General features: G+C 65.7%; 16 protein-coding genes. 1 reads left to right on the plus strand and 15 read right to left on the minus strand.

The window, feature by feature from the left end; all coding sequences use genetic code 11:
• Positions 1 to 268: 268 nt before the first annotated feature.
• The gene (gene menD, locus C1A15_RS01220; RefSeq protein ID WP_101720892.1) at positions 269 to 2,083 is read right to left on the minus strand and encodes a 2-succinyl-5-enolpyruvyl-6-hydroxy-3-cyclohexene-1-carboxylic-acid synthase; all 1,815 of its coding nucleotides are present in this window, start codon (positions 2,081 to 2,083) and stop codon (positions 269 to 271) included.
• Complete coding sequence (locus tag C1A15_RS01225; protein ID WP_101720893.1) at positions 2,080 to 3,375, minus strand: isochorismate synthase; 1,296 nt, start codon at positions 3,373 to 3,375, stop codon at positions 2,080 to 2,082. Before C1A15_RS01225 ends, menD begins: the two co-directional genes overlap by 4 nt.
• A gap of 156 nt (positions 3,376 to 3,531) precedes the next feature.
• On the opposite strand from C1A15_RS01225, the gene mscL reads away from it, so the two are divergent.
• Positions 3,532 to 3,984: a large conductance mechanosensitive channel protein MscL gene (gene mscL / locus C1A15_RS01230; protein ID WP_101720894.1), complete on the plus strand. Its 453-nt coding sequence runs from the start codon at positions 3,532 to 3,534 to the stop codon at positions 3,982 to 3,984.
• A 40-nt stretch (positions 3,985 to 4,024) separates the two neighbouring features.
• Here the strand turns inward: mscL and nhaA are convergent, their stop codons facing one another.
• From nhaA to C1A15_RS01300, 13 genes are all read right to left on the minus strand, one after another.
• Positions 4,025 to 5,488, minus strand: coding sequence for a Na+/H+ antiporter NhaA (nhaA, locus tag C1A15_RS01235; RefSeq protein WP_245864862.1), 1,464 nt, complete (start codon positions 5,486 to 5,488; stop codon positions 4,025 to 4,027).
• Between the two features lie 81 nt (positions 5,489 to 5,569).
• Positions 5,570 to 5,959 (minus strand): anaerobic ribonucleoside-triphosphate reductase, encoded by a 390-nt coding sequence (nrdD, locus tag C1A15_RS01240; protein WP_101720895.1) that lies wholly within the window; start codon positions 5,957 to 5,959, stop codon positions 5,570 to 5,572.
• 609 nt (positions 5,960 to 6,568) lie between these two features.
• Positions 6,569 to 7,507 carry a beta/alpha barrel domain-containing protein gene (locus C1A15_RS01245; protein WP_101720896.1) on the minus strand — a complete coding sequence of 313 codons (939 nt, stop codon included), beginning with the start codon at positions 7,505 to 7,507 and terminating at the stop codon, positions 6,569 to 6,571.
• 425 nt (positions 7,508 to 7,932) lie between these two features.
• Positions 7,933 to 8,823, minus strand: coding sequence for a TM2 domain-containing protein (locus C1A15_RS01250; protein WP_101720897.1), 891 nt, complete (start codon positions 8,821 to 8,823; stop codon positions 7,933 to 7,935).
• A gap of 157 nt (positions 8,824 to 8,980) precedes the next feature.
• Positions 8,981 to 9,706, minus strand: coding sequence for a TVP38/TMEM64 family protein (locus C1A15_RS01255; protein ID WP_101720898.1), 726 nt, complete (start codon positions 9,704 to 9,706; stop codon positions 8,981 to 8,983).
• Positions 9,699 to 10,682, minus strand: a complete 984-nt coding sequence (locus tag C1A15_RS01260; protein ID WP_101720899.1) for a PRC-barrel domain-containing protein — start codon at positions 10,680 to 10,682, stop codon at positions 9,699 to 9,701. The genes C1A15_RS01255 and C1A15_RS01260 overlap by 8 nt, the downstream gene beginning before the upstream one ends.
• 154 nt (positions 10,683 to 10,836) lie before the next feature.
• The gene (locus C1A15_RS01265) at positions 10,837 to 11,373 is read right to left on the minus strand and encodes a YtxH domain-containing protein (protein WP_180952953.1); all 537 of its coding nucleotides are present in this window, start codon (positions 11,371 to 11,373) and stop codon (positions 10,837 to 10,839) included.
• A gap of 118 nt (positions 11,374 to 11,491) precedes the next feature.
• Positions 11,492 to 12,172: a PspA/IM30 family protein gene (locus tag C1A15_RS01270; RefSeq protein WP_101720901.1), complete on the minus strand. Its 681-nt coding sequence runs from the start codon at positions 12,170 to 12,172 to the stop codon at positions 11,492 to 11,494.
• Between the two features lie 15 nt (positions 12,173 to 12,187).
• Positions 12,188 to 12,976, minus strand: a complete 789-nt coding sequence (locus tag C1A15_RS16925) for a hypothetical protein (protein ID WP_180953165.1) — start codon at positions 12,974 to 12,976, stop codon at positions 12,188 to 12,190.
• 554 nt (positions 12,977 to 13,530) lie between these two features.
• Positions 13,531 to 14,514, minus strand: a complete 984-nt coding sequence (locus tag C1A15_RS01285; protein ID WP_101720902.1) for a D-alanine--D-alanine ligase family protein — start codon at positions 14,512 to 14,514, stop codon at positions 13,531 to 13,533.
• Between the two features lie 37 nt (positions 14,515 to 14,551).
• Positions 14,552 to 15,817 carry an aminotransferase-like domain-containing protein gene (locus C1A15_RS01290; protein WP_101720903.1) on the minus strand — a complete coding sequence of 422 codons (1,266 nt, stop codon included), beginning with the start codon at positions 15,815 to 15,817 and terminating at the stop codon, positions 14,552 to 14,554.
• 5 nt (positions 15,818 to 15,822) lie between these two features.
• Complete coding sequence (locus C1A15_RS01295; RefSeq protein WP_101720904.1) at positions 15,823 to 16,239, minus strand: cyanophycin synthetase family protein; 417 nt, start codon at positions 16,237 to 16,239, stop codon at positions 15,823 to 15,825.
• Positions 16,236 to 17,216: a hypothetical protein gene (locus tag C1A15_RS01300; RefSeq protein ID WP_245864863.1), complete on the minus strand. Its 981-nt coding sequence runs from the start codon at positions 17,214 to 17,216 to the stop codon at positions 16,236 to 16,238. The genes C1A15_RS01295 and C1A15_RS01300 overlap by 4 nt, the downstream gene beginning before the upstream one ends.
• Between the last annotated feature and the right edge of the window lie 27 nt (positions 17,217 to 17,243).

A 17,243-nucleotide genomic window follows, 5' to 3' on the forward strand; every position in this document is an offset into this window, starting at 1 on the left:
CGCACGTGATCGAACGGTCGGTCCCATGATCCAAACCTGGCACAAATTGACGGGTATGCGAGGAATTCGCCCCGAAAATCAACGTGAGGGAGCACCGGCTTCGCAATAATGCCAGGTCATGATTTTCCGTGCCCCAAAACAACTTGCATACCCGTAAATTTGTGCCAGATTCCCCCGGGCTCCCCGCAAGAAATCCAAGAAATTGTTCCGCGCGCACGTCGCCTCCTAATTCGCCACGCAATCGCGCTGCGCCCATCGTTCTCGCCACCTACGACCAGTACGGGGCGTAGCGCTCGGGAAGGCCTTCGAGAGGGACGCGCACCTCGATGAGCGAGATCCCCGGCACACCGAGCGTGGCGGCGTAGGCCTCGTCGAAAGCGCTCACGGTTTCCACCAAATGATACGGCACGTCGAACGCCCGCGCTGCCGCACCGAAGTCCACATCCTGAGGCGTGAGGAACAGCCGCTCGAAATACGCGTCCTCCGAACGCTGCGGGAGCATGTCGAAGATGCCGCCGCCGTTGTTGTTCAGCAGCACGATGGCGATGCTGCGCGCCGGAGCGCCCAACTCGCGCTGCACGCGCAGCTCGCGCTGCAGCGCGAGGGCGTTCAGGTCGTGCAGCAGCGTCAAATCGCCCGTGAGCAGGGTGGTCTGCTCGAAGCGCTGCGCCGCGCCCAACGCCGTCGACACGGTTCCGTCGATACCGTTCAGCCCGCGATTGCACAGCACCGTCAGCTGCTTGTCGCTCTTGGCATAGAAGGAGTCAAGGGCGCGCACGCTCATGGAGTTCGCCGCGAATAGGCACGAACCTTCGGGGGCGCGCTCGGCCACGCGACGCACGAACGCCCCCTCGAAGCCGCTCACGACCGTATCAACCGCCGCGACGCGCCTGCCTGCCGCGACGTTCGCGTCCAGCCAGGCTGCCGCGAATGCATGCTGCCGCTCGCTCATAACGTCCTCGCGCGCGATTCCGCGCATGGCCGAGAGCAGCGTTTGCGAAAGGTCGAGCGGCGTGCAACGCAGGTACAGGTCGGTCCCGCAGTTGAAATCGCGCGTCTCCAGCGGATCCACCACGATATTGAGCGCGTTCGCGGAAGCGAGGAACGTCGTGGCGCGCTTCGACACCGGGTAGCGTCCGAAGCGGATGACCACCTCGGGCGCCAGCGCCTCGGTCGGCGCGGCCAGCACGGTGTCGTAGTGGTCGACGACAAGCGCGTCGCAAACGGTGCGCAGGCCCGACAGCGGGTCGGCCAGCAGCGGGTACTCGAACGACTCGGCCCAGGCCAGCAGCGCGTTCGCCTCTCCTGCCGTCGCGCACGACCCCTCCCCCGCCACCACGAGCACGCGCTTGCCGCGCAGCGTCTCAAGCAAACGGGCGGAATCGATCGGGTCGAAATACGTCGGCGGTTGAGCCATGCGCAGGTCGGAAAGCGCGTCCTGGGCGCTTCGTCCAGTCTCGAACAAGCCCTCGACCTGCAGATCGGGCTTGAGCGGCTCGTCGAACGGGAAGTTCAGATGCACGGGACCGCCCAGGCAGGCACCCGCGATGCGCGGTTCCGCCGCAGCGCACGCAAGCTCCCCGCCTGCGGCGATGCACGCCTCCCGCGCCGCCTGGCGCGCGAATGCGATGGCGGCCTCGTCCGCGGCGGGCTCGGGCATGTGGCGAAACACGCGCACGTGCGCGCCGTACGCGTTCAGCTGATCGCACGTCTGCGGAGCGCCCAGACCTTGCAGGCGCGCCGGGCGATCGCCCGTCAGCACGATGAGCGGCACGCGGGACGACTCGGCCTCCATGACGGCCGGGTAGTAGTTCGCCACCGCCGTGCCGGACGTGCAGACGACGGCGGCCGGGCGTCCGCTCGCCTTCGCCAAGCCCAGCGCGAAGAACGCCGCACCGCGCTCGTCCACGTCCACGAACAGCCGCATGCGCTCCGGAAAGCGGCGCGACAGCTCGTAGGCCACCATGGCAAGCGGCGTCGAGCGCGACCCGGGGCTCACCACCACGTCGCGCACCCCCCAGCGCTCCAACTCGTCGAAGAACGCGCCCAGAAACAGAGCCGTTGCGGCGGGTTCGGCCTTCATCGCTCGCCTCCGTCCGCGAGACGAAGGGACGGGGTAATTGTCTCATTCCCCTCGAACGCCGACAGAACCGTTTTCAGCTTCATGCCGATCTCATCGTACTCGTCGTCGGCCACGCTGCCGGCCACGATGCCGCAGCCCGCATACACCCAGCCCACCTCGCCGTCGAACACGCCCGTGCGCAGCGCCACCGAGAACTCGCCGTCGCCCGCGCCGTCAACGTAGCCGCACGCGCCGGCGAAGAACCCGCGGTTGTACGATTCAATGCCCCTGATCAGCATCTGCGCCTCGCCCACCGGCGTTCCGGCCACGGCGGGCGTGGGATGCAGATCGTCTTTCATCGTCCACAGATCGACGCCTTCCAGCATGCGCGCGCTTGCGGGCGTGCACAGATGCTGCACATGCGTGAGCGGCAGGATGCCCGGCTCCTCGGGAACGTCCACGTCGTAGCACGTGCGCTGGAAGACCTCGCGGATGAACCGCACCACGTAGTCGTGCTCGGCGCGGTTCTTCGCATCGGCCATGAGCTCGTCGGCCAGCCGCGCGCGCTCGTCCTCGTTCGAACCGGCGGGGCAGGTGCCCGCGAGGCACATGCTTTCCACCTCGTTGCCGCGCTTGCGCACGAGCAGCTCGGGCGTGCAGCCGCAGAAGAACACGTCGGCGTAGCGGTACAGCAGCACGGTGCCGAGCGCCGGACCGTCGATGAGATTCACGACCAGGTCCTTCGACGAGAACGGCTCCGCTGCCTCAAGGCGCTGGCGGCGCGACAGCACCACCTTGCTGATGCGGCCCTGCTCGATGGCGCCGAGCGCCGCTTCCACGTTGGCGCGCCACGCGTCGCGCGAATCGGCTTCCAACTTGAAGGGGATGGTGCGACGGCTGCGGCGCGGCGCGCCCAGCGCTTGGCGCGCGAATCGCTCGATGCGGCCCGGGTACACCGGGCTCAGCGAGTTCACCTGCAGGTATGCACCGCGCTCGTCTTCGATGAGCACTACTTCAGGCAGCATGAACTTCAGACGCGGAAACGCCTCGAACAGCTCGTCGCTCGGGGCGGGATTCTCGGCATCGAACCGGTTGAACGAGAAGAAGATCGGCTGCTGGACAGCCGGGCCCTCAAGCTCGCACTCCACGCCGTCGAGCGTGGGCAGCGCGATGCAGCGCCCCATGCCCATGAAACGCACGGGCCGGTCTTTGCGATAGTAGACGAACTGGTCGGTGAAGCCTTTTTGCAGCACGCAGTACGCGTCGACGATATCGGCTTCGATCGATTGCGTGTATGAAAAGATCTTCGTCATAAAGGCCTCTCTCGTCCGTTCCGCCCTGCGCCCAACACACCGAATCGTCAACGATTTGACGCGCGCATCGCATTCTAACACGATGGCTTCTACACTATTCCTGTCCGGCGGCGGACGCACGGCTCCGCCCCCGCAAGCACGCAAGAAAGGCACACTATGAAAAAGTTCTTCGAGGAATTCAAGGAGTTCATCAACCAGGGCAACGTCATGGATTTGGCCGTGGCGGTGGTCATCGGCACGGCGTTCACCGCCATCGTGAACTCGGTGGTGAGCGACCTCATCATGCCGTTGATCTCGCTGGTCACGGGCGGCATCAATTTCTCGGACATGAAGATATCGCTGGGCAGCGGCCCCGATGCGGCCGCATTCACGTACGGCAACTTCATCAACGCCGTCATCCAGTTCCTCATCATCGCGTTCGTGGTGTTCCTCATCGTGAAGGCTATGAACAAGGCGCGCACGCTGACCACCCGCGGCAAGCATGCCGAGGAGATGGAAGCGCCCCACTGCCCGTTCTGCCTGGAAGAGGTGCAGGAAGGCGCCACGCGCTGCCCGCATTGCACGGCCGAACTGCCCGCTCCCGCCGCGCCTACGCCTAAAATGAGCTAGCGCCGCAGACAGGGATGATCCGCTGGCCGCCGCGAGTCGGCTAGGGCTCGACGACCTCTTCCTGGTCTTCCTCGTCGGTCACGGCGCGCAGGATGAAGAATCCGGCGATGCCGGCGATCAGCGACGCCGCCAAGATGGCTGCCTTCGCCATGGCGATCATGTTCGGGTCGACGAACGCGAGGTTCGTCACGAAGATGGCCATGGTGAAGCCCACGCCGCCCAGCACCGACACGCCCACGATATGGCCCCAGTTCACGCCCTGCGGCAGGTCGGACAGCTTCAGCTTCACGGTAAGCCACGTGGCCAGGAAGATGCCGAGCGGCTTGCCGAACAAGAGACCGCAGAACACGCCGATGGTCACCGGGTTCGTGACGATGGACAGCGGATCCATGCCCGTCAGCACCACGCTGGCGTTCGAGAACGCGAACAGCGGGAGGATGAAGAAGTACACGGGGATGTGCAGACGGTGGTCGAGACGCGTGATAGGCGGGATGGACAGGCGCGACACGCGGCCGATCTCGGCCACTTCGGACAGGTACTCCTTCTGCACGATGTCGGGCTCGCCGGGGTCGTAACGGTCGTCGGCCCTGCGTGCGCGTGCCGCGAACCAGCCGGGAGCGCGCTCGAGCTTCACCTGCGAGCGCGCCGGAATGGCAAGCGCCATCAGCACGCCGGCGATGGTGGCGTGCACGCCCGACATGAGGAAGCACACCCACATCCCCAAGCCCACGAGGATGTACGGCAGCAGGTCGTAGATGTGCAGCCGGTTGAACACGATGAGCACGGCGAACAGACCCAAGCCGCCGGCCAGCCATGCCACGTCGAGGTTCGCGGTGTAAAAGAGGGCGATCACCATGATGGCGATGATGTCGTCGGCGATGGTGAGCGTCGAGAGGAACGAGCGCAGCCCCGCCGGGATGCGGCTGCCGAGCAATGCGAGAATGCCCAGGCAGAACGCGATATCGTTCGCCATGGGGACGCCCCAGCCCTGCTCGAACCCGCTGCCCACGTTCACCGCCGTGTACACGAGCGCAGGCACGATAGCGCCGCCGGCCGCGCCGAGGATGGGCAGCAGCGCCTTGCGCGGGTTCTTGAGCTCGCCCGCCGTCATCTCGAACTTGATCTCGAGGCCCACCAGCAGGAAGAAGATGGCCATGAGGAAGTCGTTGATGAAATGCTCGAGCGAGATATGCGGCGCGAAGTCGCCCAGCGAGATGCCGATGTCGAACGTGTGCCAGAATTCGGCGAAGTACGGCAGCACCGGGGTGTTCTCGATGACGAGCGCCGCCACGGCTGCAGCCAGCATGAGCATGGTCGCGCGCGTGGACGAGTGGGTGAATTCGAGCAGCTTGCGCTTGCGCCGATGATGGTGACGCACTTCCGGCTCGAGGATGCGCTCGGTTGTCGCGCAGGTGGGATCGCCGCTCAAGCAAGCAGGCGGCGTTTCCTCGCCAGGAGCGTGCTTGCGCCCCTGGCGCACGTCGGTGTTTTTCTCTGATGTCATAGGTAGCAGTATACGAAACGGGCCGTGACCTCATGGCCACAGCCCGGTAACGAACAGAAGTTTTTTGAAGCCGCGTCGGCGCTAGCAACCGTTCGCGCACGCGAACGCGCGATCCTCGCGATAGACGCCGTGCTTCACACGGTCGGCCTCCTCGGATGTTTTCGCGTCGTTCCAACGATCCATCGTGCCCACGAGATAGCCCGTGATACGACGGATGCGATCGAACGGAACGGGTGCCAGCTCGTAGCGAATTCCCACGTCTTCGCCATCCACCAGCAGCGCGAGCCCGGTCACGGCGCTGTTCGGATGTTGCAGCGCTCCGCGTTCGAGGTACGCGCGGATCTCCGCCTCGGTCACGTGCTGGTCGCTCTCGTTGGTGTAGCCCACCAATACGTTCACGCCGTCAACGGTCAGCCGGTCGTTCACAACCATATCGCCCATCGGATTCGTCGTGTCCATAACCGCTTCCATACCGCACTCCTCACTGAGTTTGTTGCTTTCCCTTATATGTTACGATTATAGTACCATTTAATGCGGCAGGACGCTAGGGGCAGGACGCAACGATCCCCCAACGGCTTGGAAGACAACGGAAGGCGAATCCGCCGCAACGGGCGGGGCGGGCGCTGTGGGAGCGGCAGAGCGAGAACGGCGGGCACTGAACGGGAAGCGACGAGCGCGGTGCCGGCATGGTGGGCGCAGCGGGCGCGGGACGAAGAACGGAGGGCTGGCGCGCGGCGAGACGGAAGCGGGGGTGCGAACGGATGTTTCACGTGAAACACTCGGCCAAGCGCAACGGGCCCGCCGGGTATCGCTGCGCGGAGGCCCTGAGCGCCTGGCGGGCGCAAAATAGGACCCATGACAATTTCCGGAACGGATTTCGCTCTGGATTTCCGCTCGCAGTCGAGAAAGGCCAGGTGGCGTTTCTCTGCATCGTCGGAGAAAGGGATCGGAGCTCCTCGATTTTGTCATGGCTGCCGATTCGCGCCCACAATCGCAGGGCAGGCGCAAAACGGGCCCCTCGCCGCGAAACAAGGGGCCCGTCGGGATGCGCGGATGCGCGGATGCGCAAGACGCAACGTGCTACAGCGAGAAGTCCTCGTCGCCGTTGAAGACGTCGAGCGCGTCTTCCACGGAGTAGTCGGCCAGCGTGATGGCGCTGATGGCCTTGGTCAGGCGAACCGCCTCGGCCAGCGAGCGCTGGTGGATGTTGCGGCCGGTGGCATTGCCCACGGCGCCGCCCGTGTGGATCTGATCGTACAGCTGGGTGAGGAACGTCTCGGCGTCAACCGTCGAACCGCCGGCGCACACGAGGCCCGTGCGACCGGACGCCATCGTGGCGATCTTGAGCGCCTCGGCCGGCGCAGTGCCGTCCTCGGGCTTCGGCGGGTTCACCTTGACGAAGTCGGCGCCGAGGCACAGGGCCACGCCCGCCGCGCCGGCGATGAGCGCCGGGTCCTTCTCGGCCTTGACGGCCTTGCCGCGCGGGTAGATCCACAGCACGACCAGCAGGCCGTTGGCGTGGGCCTGGGCGATGAGCTCGCCGGCCTCGGCCATCATGGTGGACTCGTACTCGCTGCCCAGGTAGATGGTGTAGCCGATGCCCACGATGTTGACGCCCGCCTCGCGCATGGCCAGCACGGCGTCCAAGTCGTAGAGCTGCGGCGAGTAGGGATCGTCCTGGCTGCCCGGCACGATGTTCGTCTTGGAGTTCATCTTCACGAGGTAGTTGATCTCGGGATAGTCGGCGGCGTACTGCGCGATAAGGCCGCGCTGGCCAGCCAACACGCCGCACACGCCCTGGCGGCCGATCTCGAAGAGGTGCTGCGGCTCGGCGTCGGCGATGTCGATGCCCTCACCGTAGAAGTCCTTGTTGAGGTGCTCGATCTTCTGATCGCAGGCGAACAGCATGAGGCGGCCCGTACCACGGGTTGCCTTCATGAAGTTCTCAATGTACTCGTCACGGGATTCCGGCATGACGTCGGCCGGCACCCTCACCTGGTCACGAGTGATTTTGGGCATGGTTTCCTCCTTATAGGATCCAACTCAACGGATGAGGCTCAACGCCTTATCGATATGGTCATTCTAGCGAAAAAGCGAGGCAGGGCGCACCGTTTCACCGAAAAACCCCGCGAACGAGCCGCCGATGCGTGCGAAGCGCGAAAACGAGCGGCATGTGGAGGCACACGGATGCAGGCGCACTCCGCAATATCTCCAGCGCGATCGGCGCCAGATGTTTCACGTGAAACACCCGTTCGCGTGAAGCGCGAAGGGGCACAGGTTGGCTCAGTGAGTCAGCGAGACCGGCTGCGGTGCCCGGAATTCGTGGGATGGCGAGGGCGAAGCGTACTTTGGTACGCGAGTCGTCGGCATCGCGCGAAAGCCGGGCACCGCAGCCGGGCGCAGCGTCGGCTAATTCCGCGGGCCGGCAGGCCCGCGGAACAGAACTAGAACCACTCGCGCTTGTTCAGCACGTAGATCTGCTCGAACTCGGTTTGGGACTTCGTGAGGTACAGGATGCCCTCGATGATGGCGATGACCCAGATCACCCATGAAGCCAGCGAGAACGTCAGCACGCCGCCGATGATGGTGACTGCCAGCATGATGAAGCCGGCAGTGTTGTAACCCAGATAGAACTTGTGGATGCCGAACGCGCCCAAGAAGATGGCCAGCAGGCCGGCCGCCACGTGGTCCTTCGTCGATACCATCGGCTGGCCGTACGGCTGCTGATAGTACGGTTGCTGGTAGCCGTAGTACGGTTGCTGCGGCGGCACGGCGCCAGGGCCGGCATGCGGCGGAGTCTGCGGCGCGCCGTAGCCGGGCGCGCCATAGTAGCCGGGCTGTGCGGGCTGGCCGGGCGCCGGAGCTGCGCCAACGGGCTGCGTGGGAGCGGTGGACGCGGCGGGAGCGTCGGCCGGCATCGGAGGCTGCACGGGAGCCGCCTGGGGCGCAGCAGAAGGAGCTGACGCCTGGGCCGTGGAGTACGGCACCCAATCCGGTTCCGGTTCCTCAACGGGCTTGGCAGGCTTGGCCGACTCGGCAGGCTCGGCAGGAACCGCTTCCGCCTTCTCGTCCGCGTTCGGCGCATCCTCCGCGGTCGCGGGTTCCGCGTCGCACGACACGACCGCCACGTCTTCGACGACGACGGCTTCGACCTCGCCCGTCGCCTCGTCGACCACGATAGCCGCAACCGTCTCGTCCTCGACGACGCACGCATCGCCGGACGTCGCAGCCAACTTCGCCTTCGCGGCTTCCAGTTTTTCCTGAGCGGCCTTGAGCTCCGCTTCAGCAGCGGCAACCTCGTCCACTGCGCTGTTCAAAGGTTCGTTGGTGGCCATAAGGGACCTACCTCTCATCCTGCGTTTCTGCGTCGGTATTCTCTAGTGCCATAGTAGTGCGCACCACAACGCGCGAGACGGTTTCGTCACAATACCGTCAACGACGTTCAGTATTTCTTAAGATATGGGAATAAGCTGATGAAAAGCCTGATCGCACCTAGTTCTTTTTGTCGGAATGCTTCTCGAGCAGCTTCATGATGCGTTCGCGGAACACGATGCCCAACACGGCGATCACAGCTGCCACCGCGAAGATGATCACGCTCTCCATCAGGCGTCCCTCCGCCAGCCCGTCAGCCGCATACGCGGACACGACGATGCCCGGGATGCGTCCCACGTTCGACAGCAGCAAGAACGTGCGCATCCGCATGTCCGTCAGCGGCACGAGATAGGTGAACACGTCCTTGGGCAAACCGGGGATCAGGAAGAGAATGAACACTATGATGTTGAGCTTGCCGGTCAGCTCGAATTTGCGGAACTTGTTGAGGTACTGCGTAGGCACCATGCTCTGCACGAAAGGCGCGCCCAGCTTGTGCACGAGCGCGAAGATGAACGCGCTCGAGACGACGCACCCGACCAGGATGATCAAGGAGCCGAGCCACGGTCCGTACAGCAGGCCGGCCGCGATCTGCACGACCTCGCCGGGGATGAACGCCACAACGATCTGCAAGAACTGCAGTCCCAGTAGGATCAGGAACCCGACGGGCCCCGCATCGCGCACGTCGGCGATGATCCGCTCGATACCGCCTTCTTCGAAGAGGTCGCCGAAGTACGGCCACAACAGCACCACGATCAGCACCATGATGGCGAAGAATGCGATGAGGCCGGCGAACTTGAAAATGTCGGCTTTCTCGATTTTACGGCTGGGCTTTTTCTCGTCAGTCATCGTGGCGGGCCTTGTCGTACTCCTCTTTGAAGGCTGCGAACATGTTCTTCTTGGGCGCAGGCTTCTTGGCGGTCGTGGTCTTCTTCGGCGCGGCGGCCGACTTGGGCTTCGGGGACGCGGGCGCGGAAGCGGCCTCGTCATCCGACGTCGCAAGCGCCTGCTCGTCAGGATCGGGCTTGACGCCGCGGGCCTTGTCGTACTCCTCTTTGAAGCCGGAGAACATGCCCTTCGTGGCGGCGATCTGCTTGCCGGTGGCGTACGCGCCCTTGTTCACCACTTCGCCGGTTTTCTTGGCGGCCTCGCTGACCACGGGCTTCGCCTTGTCCACCGTGGAGTGAACCTTGTCGACGGCCACGGCCGTGGCCGCCCCCGCCTTCTCGGCAACGCCGCCTTCCGCAGCGAGCTCCTTCGCAGCGTCGTCGACCAGCATCGCGCCGAGCACCACCTCGTCGGTCTCGCGACCCTCGGAGCCCACCTGCGCGAGCGCCACGCCCATGCCGCGACGGAACCCTTTGACGAGGTCAGCCGGAATGGTGCGCTTGCCCAAAAGGGCGTTGGCGGTGGCACCGGAATCAGTGTCGAAGGTGTCCACCGCGCCGGTGATGCGGTTGAACGTGACGTTGCCCACCATGCCCAGCGACGTGCCGTCCTCGGTCATGACCGGAAGCCCCACCCACAGCACGCACTCGTCCCAGTTGACACCGAGCGCTTTGCACGCGGCTTTGTCGGTGGCCTCGGGGATGTCGCGCACGACGATGCGGCCGTCCACGATGTCGTACCCCTCGATGGACACGAACTTGTCCTTGCGACGGAACATCCACAGCAGGTCGGGGCGCTTCACGATGAAGCCGACGCAGCGCTTCTCTTTCGGATGGAATACGAAACGGCGCACCTTGCCGATGCGCTTCGTGCCGTTCTTGCCGCCCACGACGCGAACGCCCGTGAGCTCATGCGTGGTGATGAGTTTGCTTGCCATGACCTTCTTCTCCACTCGGCAACCTGCGCACTTGCTGCGGATCCGACCGCAGCCCCCCAGCGCCGTTGCCTGTCGAATACTCAGGAAGCGGCGAGCGGTGCGGGGCTTTGCGCCCGCGTCACCTGCCTCGCCGCTTCATGATGAATGCGTTTGGTTACTTGTCGTCGCCGGAGATCTTGTCGGCAGCCTCTTCGGCCTTGTGCTTCGCCGTGTCAGCCACGTCCTGCGCCTTGTCCTCGACCTTGTCGACGGCGTCATGCGCCGTATCGGCAGCGACGGGGATGGTGTCGCTCACCGCATCGTGCGCTTGCTCGGCGTTCTTGGCTACCTGCGAGGCGATGCGCTGGCGCGCCGCTTCGATCTTGTCGCGCAGCTCGTCGTTCTTCTGCGAGAACGCCGGCTTGATGTTGTCGGCGGCTTCCTGCACGCGCTGCGAAGCCTGGCCGTACAGCTCCTGGCCCTTCGCGGCCACATCCTGCACGACTTCCTGGCCCTTGGACGCAGCATCCTGGTATGCATGCTGCATGTTGGCGCTGGCCTGGGAGCCCAGCTCCTGCGCCTCGCCCCACGCCGTGTTCATCTTATCGGTGACCATAGCGCGCGTTTCCTGACCAGACCGGGGGGCGTACAGCAGCGCGACAACCGCGCCGGCCAACCCACCAGCCAAAAAAGCTCCAAATTTGTTGCCCATGACGGCCTCCTTCGGGATGTTTGCCTGTCCGACCATTATAGGGGCACCCGCCGACCCCCACGAGGGAAAACACGAGCGCTCTACGATTTTGCTGCCGTTTCGTTGCTCGCCGATTGTCCTACAAACCCATATCCGCTTTGAGCTTCGCCAGCTCCTCGTCCACTGCCGCATCGCTGCCGGCATCGGCGTACTTCGCTTCGAGCTCGGCGGCCGCGTCGATCGGCTGCTGGTTAAGCTCGTTCATGGCGTTCGCGCGATCGAGCATCTGGTCGGCCTTAGCCTCCATCCGATCGAACGCGCTCATGGCGCCCTCCGCCTTGTCGGCGCCCGCGGTGAATTCGTTGACTTTGTCCTGAGTCTTCGCCACGGCCACCTTGGCCTTGATGCCCTCGCGCCGGCCCTTCAACTCCTCGATATCGTCCACTAGCTTATCGTGCATTTGGCGCATCTTGGAGGCGTTCTCGTGCGCGGCCTCGTACGCGGCCTGAAGGCCGGCCGCCTTCGCCCCGAGCTCCTGCTTCTTGGCGAGGAACGCACGGGCATCATCCTCGTTGCCGGCTTGGAGGGCTTTGCGGGCCAGGCCGTCGTACTTCTCGACGTCGGCGGCGCAATCGTCCACGAGGCGCTTCGTACGCGCCTCCTCCGCCATCACGCCGGCCGTCTGCTCCTTCACCTCGGCCAGGCTGTCGGTCAGGTCGCGAAGGTACTGGTCGATCATCTTGGCGGGGTCTTCCGCCCGATCGAGCAGGTCGTTGATGTTCGCTTTCACAATGTCGGTGAATCGGTCCAGAATTCCCATCGTCGCTCTCCTCTACTAAGGTTGTATCGTGCTCCTCGCGTCGTCGCGAGGCTGTTCCTTATGGGTCTGCTCGTACTTCTCGGCCAGGTCCTCGATGCTCTGGTCGCTGAACTTCTCCAGGGGCGTCCGCAGCAGCTCCTCCTGGTACGCCCGCTGGAGCTCGCGATCTTCGCGACGGCGGCGCACGAGCCAGTACACGATGTAGGCAGCAAGCGGCACGATGACCACGATAGCGCCCACCACGGTGTCCCCGGAGTCGTGAGGCTTCTTCATGATCTCGTCAGCCGTGTCGGAGAACGCTTTGGAGAAAATCTCCTCTTCGCTGATAGAGCGGTCGTTGTAATATCGATCCAGGTTGTCGGCAAGCAGATCGACGGCGTCGGCGTCCATCACGGCCCGCGCATCCGACCCCATCGTGTATCCGCAGTTGAACGAGCCCTCGCCATCGTCGCAGAAAACCAGCAGGAAATGGCCCTCGTCCGAGAACAGCTGGTCGTAACGCTCTTCCGCGATGCCGCGCAGCTCGGACGTGGACGTAGAGGAGCCGTTCGGCAGAATGTACACGTACGGCTGCACCCCCGTCGCGCGATAGAACGAGCGCAGACCGTCTTCGAGCTTGCGGTCGTTGCGAATCCAGTCGCCGTCCTCGTCGGTATAGTAGTCGGTCTCCGTCGTGGCCGACGAGGGAAGCGCCTCGCGAACGACGACCTTGTTGCCGTGCGAGTCGACCCCGTTGCGATCGTCGAGAACGGCCGAGAAGGCGGTCGCTGCGACTATGACGATGAGGGCGATGGCGGCGATCAAACAGCCGGGGCCTTTTCTCTTGGGCGCACCTGAAGCGGACGGCTGCGCCGGAGGCACCGAGCTGGGCGGCGAGCTTGCAGACGGGGGTTGATACGGCGCCTGGTCCTGGCCGGGATACGCCTGCTGCTGAGGAAGGGGGGCTTCCGGAGCAGGCGGGACATACGGTGTTGGGGGAGCTTGGGGAGTGCGAGGCGCCGTTTGAACGGGCGGGGCAACGGGAGCAGGCGGAGCTTCGTAGCGCTCATCGCGACGCTCGTCACGCGTCGTGTTGATGATGATAGGCATGACGGAGGGCATGCGAAAGCCTCCTCCGCCTCCGCCCGAGCCGCCGCTGGGCCGAGCGCTTCTGCCGCCCGAGCCGCGCGATCCGCCCGAGAACCCGCCCGAGGAGCGTCCACCGCCCGAGAAGCCTCCCGAGCGTCCTCCGCCCGACGAGCCGCCGCCGCCTCCTCCGCCCGACCTTCCCATGCCTCCCCCTCAGCCTCGCACCGATCCTGCGGTCATTGTAGCACGGCGACATCGACGGGCACCGAAGAAGCGGATTCCCCCAACGCCTATGCGTATTGGCTGACCAGCTCGTTGAGAACGCTGGGCAGCGACAGGCCGGCAGCCTCGCAGGCGGCCGGGAACAGCGACGTTTCGGTCATGCCGGGCGACACGTTCACCTCGAAGACGCGCGCCTGGGCGCCGTCCCAGATGAGGTCGATGCGCGCGAGATCGCGCACCTGGTAGGCGCGGTACACCTCGAGGGCAGCGCGCTCGATCTCGGCGCGGATGGCCTGGGCGTCGGCCTCGTCGTTCGACAGCGATGCGGGGCGCACGGGCGCGTGGTACTCCACCGCCCCCGGCGTGAGGCGCGCGGCCGTGTCGTACAGGCCCTGCTTCGCGACGACCTCCACGGGCGGCAGCGCGTAGGCGTCCCAGCCGGTGCCCAGCACGGACACGGCAAGCTCCACGCCCTCGATCCACTGCTCGATGACCACGGCGTCGTCGAACGACAGCGCGTCGAGCACCGCCTCGCCCAGGTCGTCAACGGAATCAACCCGATGCACGCCCAGGGCCGAGCCGCCGTGCGCGGGCTTCACCGCCACGGGGTAGCCGCCGATCACGCGATCCTCCACGAGGTCGAGGGCCGTCGCAGCGCCCATGTCCTTGAACGCGTCGCGCGCGATGTAGAGGCCCTGCGGCCAGTACGCCACGGGCTCCTCGCCGGTGATGGCGCGGTAGGCGGCCATCTCGGAGTGCATAGAATCCTTGTTCCAAGCGCGCTGGCACACGCTGGACGGCGAGCCGACGAAGGGGATGCCCACGAACTCGAGCAGGCTCTGGATGGTGCCGTCCTCGCCGTGCTTGCCGTGCAGGGCGCTGTAGCATACGTCGGGACGTTCGCTTCGCAGCGTGGGGACGAGGTCGGACGTGGTGTCGAGCGGCACCACCTTGTGGCCCGCCTCCTCGAGCGCTGCGCACACGTTCTTGCCGCTGGCCAGGGAAAACTCGCGTTCGAACGAGCTGCCGCCCATCAACACTGCAACTTTCATGGGGTACTCCTTTGGGACGCTAGGGACGCTAGGGACGCTATTCGGGTTTGATCGCTCCGGCTTCCAGGAAGGCCCGGTAGAGCTCGAGGCGCTCCTCGATGACGGCGGCGAGGCGGCGCACCGCTTCGGCGATGTTCTCGGGGCTTTCGTAGCAGAACGCGATGCGCATGCTGTTCTTGCCGCTGGTGCCGTCGGGGAAGAAGCCGTCGCCGGGCGTGTAGGTCACGCCTCGGTCCAGGGCCGCGCTCAGCATGGAACCCGTGTCCACGTAGCCGGGAAGCGTCACCCACACGAAGAAGCCGCCTTCGGGACGCGTCCACGTCGCTTCGGGCGGGAAATGCTCCTCGAGCGCGGCCAGCATGGCATCGCGCCGCTCGCGGTACGTCTCGACGAACGTCTGCAGCGTCTTCTGCCACGGGGTGTCGGTGAAGTAGTGCTCGACCACCACCTGGTTGAACGCGCTGCCGCACAGGTCGGTTCCCTGCTTGACGAGGTTGATCTTCGCCAGCACGTGCTTCGGAGCCACGATCCAGCCGGTGCGCAGGCCGGGCGCGAACACCTTCGACACCGTTCCCAGGTACACGACGTCGTCGGACAGCGCCTTGAGCGGCAGCACGTGGCCGCCGTCGTAGCGCAGGCGCCCGTAGGGATCGTCTTCCACCACCATGAACCCGTATTCGTCGGACAGCTCCAGCAGGCGCTTGCGCCGCGCGGGCGCCATGGTCACGCCGCCGGGGTTCTGGAAGTTCGGGATCGCATAGAGGAACTTGAGCTGCGGGTTGCCCGCGCCGATGCGCTGCAGCTCGGCCTCCAGGAGGTCCATCCGCATGCCCTCGTCGTCGAACGGGATGCAGCGGATATCGGGCTCGTAGGCACTGAACGCCTGCAGCGCTCCCAGGTACGTGGGGCCTTCGGCGAGCACGATGTCGCCCGGGTTCACGAACGTCTTGGCGATGAGGTCGAGCGCTTCCTGCGCGCCCGAGGTGATCATGACGTTCTCGGGCTTTGCGCGCACGCCGATGTCGCGCATGAGGTCGCAGAACACGCGCTTCGTCTCCGCACGACCGTCGGTGGAGCCGTACTGCAACGCCACCGCGCGCTCGTCGTCGCAGGCCGCGTGCGTGGCCGTGCGAATGGCGGCTTGAGGAAGCAGCGATACGTCGGGCATGCCGCCGGACAGCGAGATGATGGCGGGGTTCGACGCCGCGGCGAACAGGTCGCGCACGGCGGAGGACCGCATCTTCGTGACGCGTTCGGCGATTTTCTCGCCCGTCTGGTCAAATGTCAGGTGAGCCGAAGTCATGGGCGTCAGCGTACCACCGCGGCGTTGAGAAACGCAATCGCATCGCGAAAAGCGCGCAAAGCGACCAGATCATCGATGAAGCTCACCTCGATGCGCGCGCGGCCCGCGCGCTCGTCCGTCCACTCGGTGGTGCCCACGAACACGGCGTCCCGCTGGGCTGTTGCCTGCGTTTGCAGGTCGATGACCAGGTGCTCCAACAGGTGCGGCAACGACGTGCCGTTCATGACCGCGGCGAAGGTGTCGCCCTCGTCGTTCACGCAGGCATGGCGCGGCACGTGCGGATGCGCGACGCATACGCGCTCCATGAGCTGCGGGGAGGTGCGGTGCGGCGTGCCGGGCGCCAGCGCTACGTCGCACACGAGGCGGTCGGCGCGCACGGTGAGGCGCTCGATGGCGAGCGGGGCTGTGTCGCAGGCGCTCACGCCGGCAGGTCGCTCACGTCGAACACGCCGCCGGGGGCGCTCGACGTGCCGGCGTCGTCGTTCTTGCCCGCGTCCGCGGACTCGGGGGCGGCGTCCGGCGCGGACGTCGATCCCGCATCGGACTCCGGCGTGGTTTCGGACTCGGGCTTCGATTCGGGAGCGGGCGTGGCTTCCGGCTCGGTCGTCGGCTCGGGCTCGGTCGTCGGCTCGGGCTCGGGCTCCACCGGCGTGCCCGTTTGCGGCGTGGCCGCCGCATCGTGCGACAGGCGATCGAGCACCGTGTACCCGTCGCCCGACGGAGGCTCCTCCTGCGGCTGCCCCTGTATCGCGCGCACCAGCTGGTCGAACTGCCAGGCGATGTCGTCCGCCAGCGTGGAGAGCCACGAGTAGCCGTCGCCGTCGGTGATCACCAGCTGCGAGCGGTCGAGCGAGAAGCGGTAGCGGCCGGAGCCTTCCATGTTCCCGAACGTGAACGCGATGGTCTTCGCGCCCGTGTCCAGCGTGTATGTCCAGCTCACGTCCTCGGTGAGCTTGATGGTTTCCCCGTCGATGACCACGACGGCGGTGGTGCCGTGGGTTTGCCATTCGCCCAGGAACTCGCGCGCGTCGTCGTAGCGCAGCCAACGGTCCCACGAGAACCCGCCCACCGCCAGCAGGATGACCAGCAGCACCGAGCCCGTCACGACGAGCGGCCAGCGGCGCTTGCGCGGCTTCGCCGCCGTCCCGCGACGCTCCCGCCGCTCGCGCGCGCTCTCGGCCGACGCGTCGGCCGCGCTCGCAGCCGCATCCGCCCCGGCACCCGTCACGGCCTCGGACGCACCGACGACGCGCGGCGTGGCGCCCGTGCGCCCCTTCGCTTTCGGCGGCGCGTCGGTGCGCTTGCGCGGCGCGATGCGGCCGGACGCCTCCGGCTTGGCGGCGTCCGTCACGGATGCGGCGGTATTCGATTCCCTGGTTCGTTTACGCTTCGTTGCCACGCTGATCGTGTCCTTGGCCGGTCCCGG

The sequence above is a fragment of the Eggerthella timonensis genome, from assembly GCF_900184265.1.
In the GTDB taxonomy this organism is placed as follows: domain Bacteria; phylum Actinomycetota; class Coriobacteriia; order Coriobacteriales; family Eggerthellaceae; genus Eggerthella; species Eggerthella timonensis.

Excerpts from the sequence above, each read along its gene's own strand:
- menD (WP_101720892.1), bottom strand. The coding sequence starts at position 2,083 with ATGAAGGCCGAACCCGCCGCAACGGCTCTGTTTCTGGGCGCGTTCTTC.
- C1A15_RS01225 (WP_101720893.1), bottom strand. The coding sequence starts at position 3,375 with ATGACGAAGATCTTTTCATACACGCAATCGATCGAAGCCGATATCGTC.
- mscL (WP_101720894.1), top strand. The coding sequence starts at position 3,532 with ATGAAAAAGTTCTTCGAGGAATTCAAGGAGTTCATCAACCAGGGCAAC.
- nhaA (WP_245864862.1), bottom strand. The coding sequence starts at position 5,488 with ATGACATCAGAGAAAAACACCGACGTGCGCCAGGGGCGCAAGCACGCT.
- nrdD (WP_101720895.1), bottom strand. The coding sequence starts at position 5,959 with ATGGAAGCGGTTATGGACACGACGAATCCGATGGGCGATATGGTTGTG.
- C1A15_RS01245 (WP_101720896.1), bottom strand. The coding sequence starts at position 7,507 with ATGCCCAAAATCACTCGTGACCAGGTGAGGGTGCCGGCCGACGTCATG.
- C1A15_RS01250 (WP_101720897.1), bottom strand. The coding sequence starts at position 8,823 with ATGGCCACCAACGAACCTTTGAACAGCGCAGTGGACGAGGTTGCCGCT.
- C1A15_RS01255 (WP_101720898.1), bottom strand. The coding sequence starts at position 9,706 with ATGACTGACGAGAAAAAGCCCAGCCGTAAAATCGAGAAAGCCGACATT.
- C1A15_RS01260 (WP_101720899.1), bottom strand. The coding sequence starts at position 10,682 with ATGGCAAGCAAACTCATCACCACGCATGAGCTCACGGGCGTTCGCGTC.
- C1A15_RS01265 (WP_180952953.1), bottom strand. The coding sequence starts at position 11,373 with ATGGGCAACAAATTTGGAGCTTTTTTGGCTGGTGGGTTGGCCGGCGCG.
- C1A15_RS01270 (WP_101720901.1), bottom strand. The coding sequence starts at position 12,172 with ATGGGAATTCTGGACCGATTCACCGACATTGTGAAAGCGAACATCAAC.
- C1A15_RS01285 (WP_101720902.1), bottom strand. The coding sequence starts at position 14,514 with ATGAAAGTTGCAGTGTTGATGGGCGGCAGCTCGTTCGAACGCGAGTTT.
- C1A15_RS01290 (WP_101720903.1), bottom strand. The coding sequence starts at position 15,817 with ATGACTTCGGCTCACCTGACATTTGACCAGACGGGCGAGAAAATCGCC.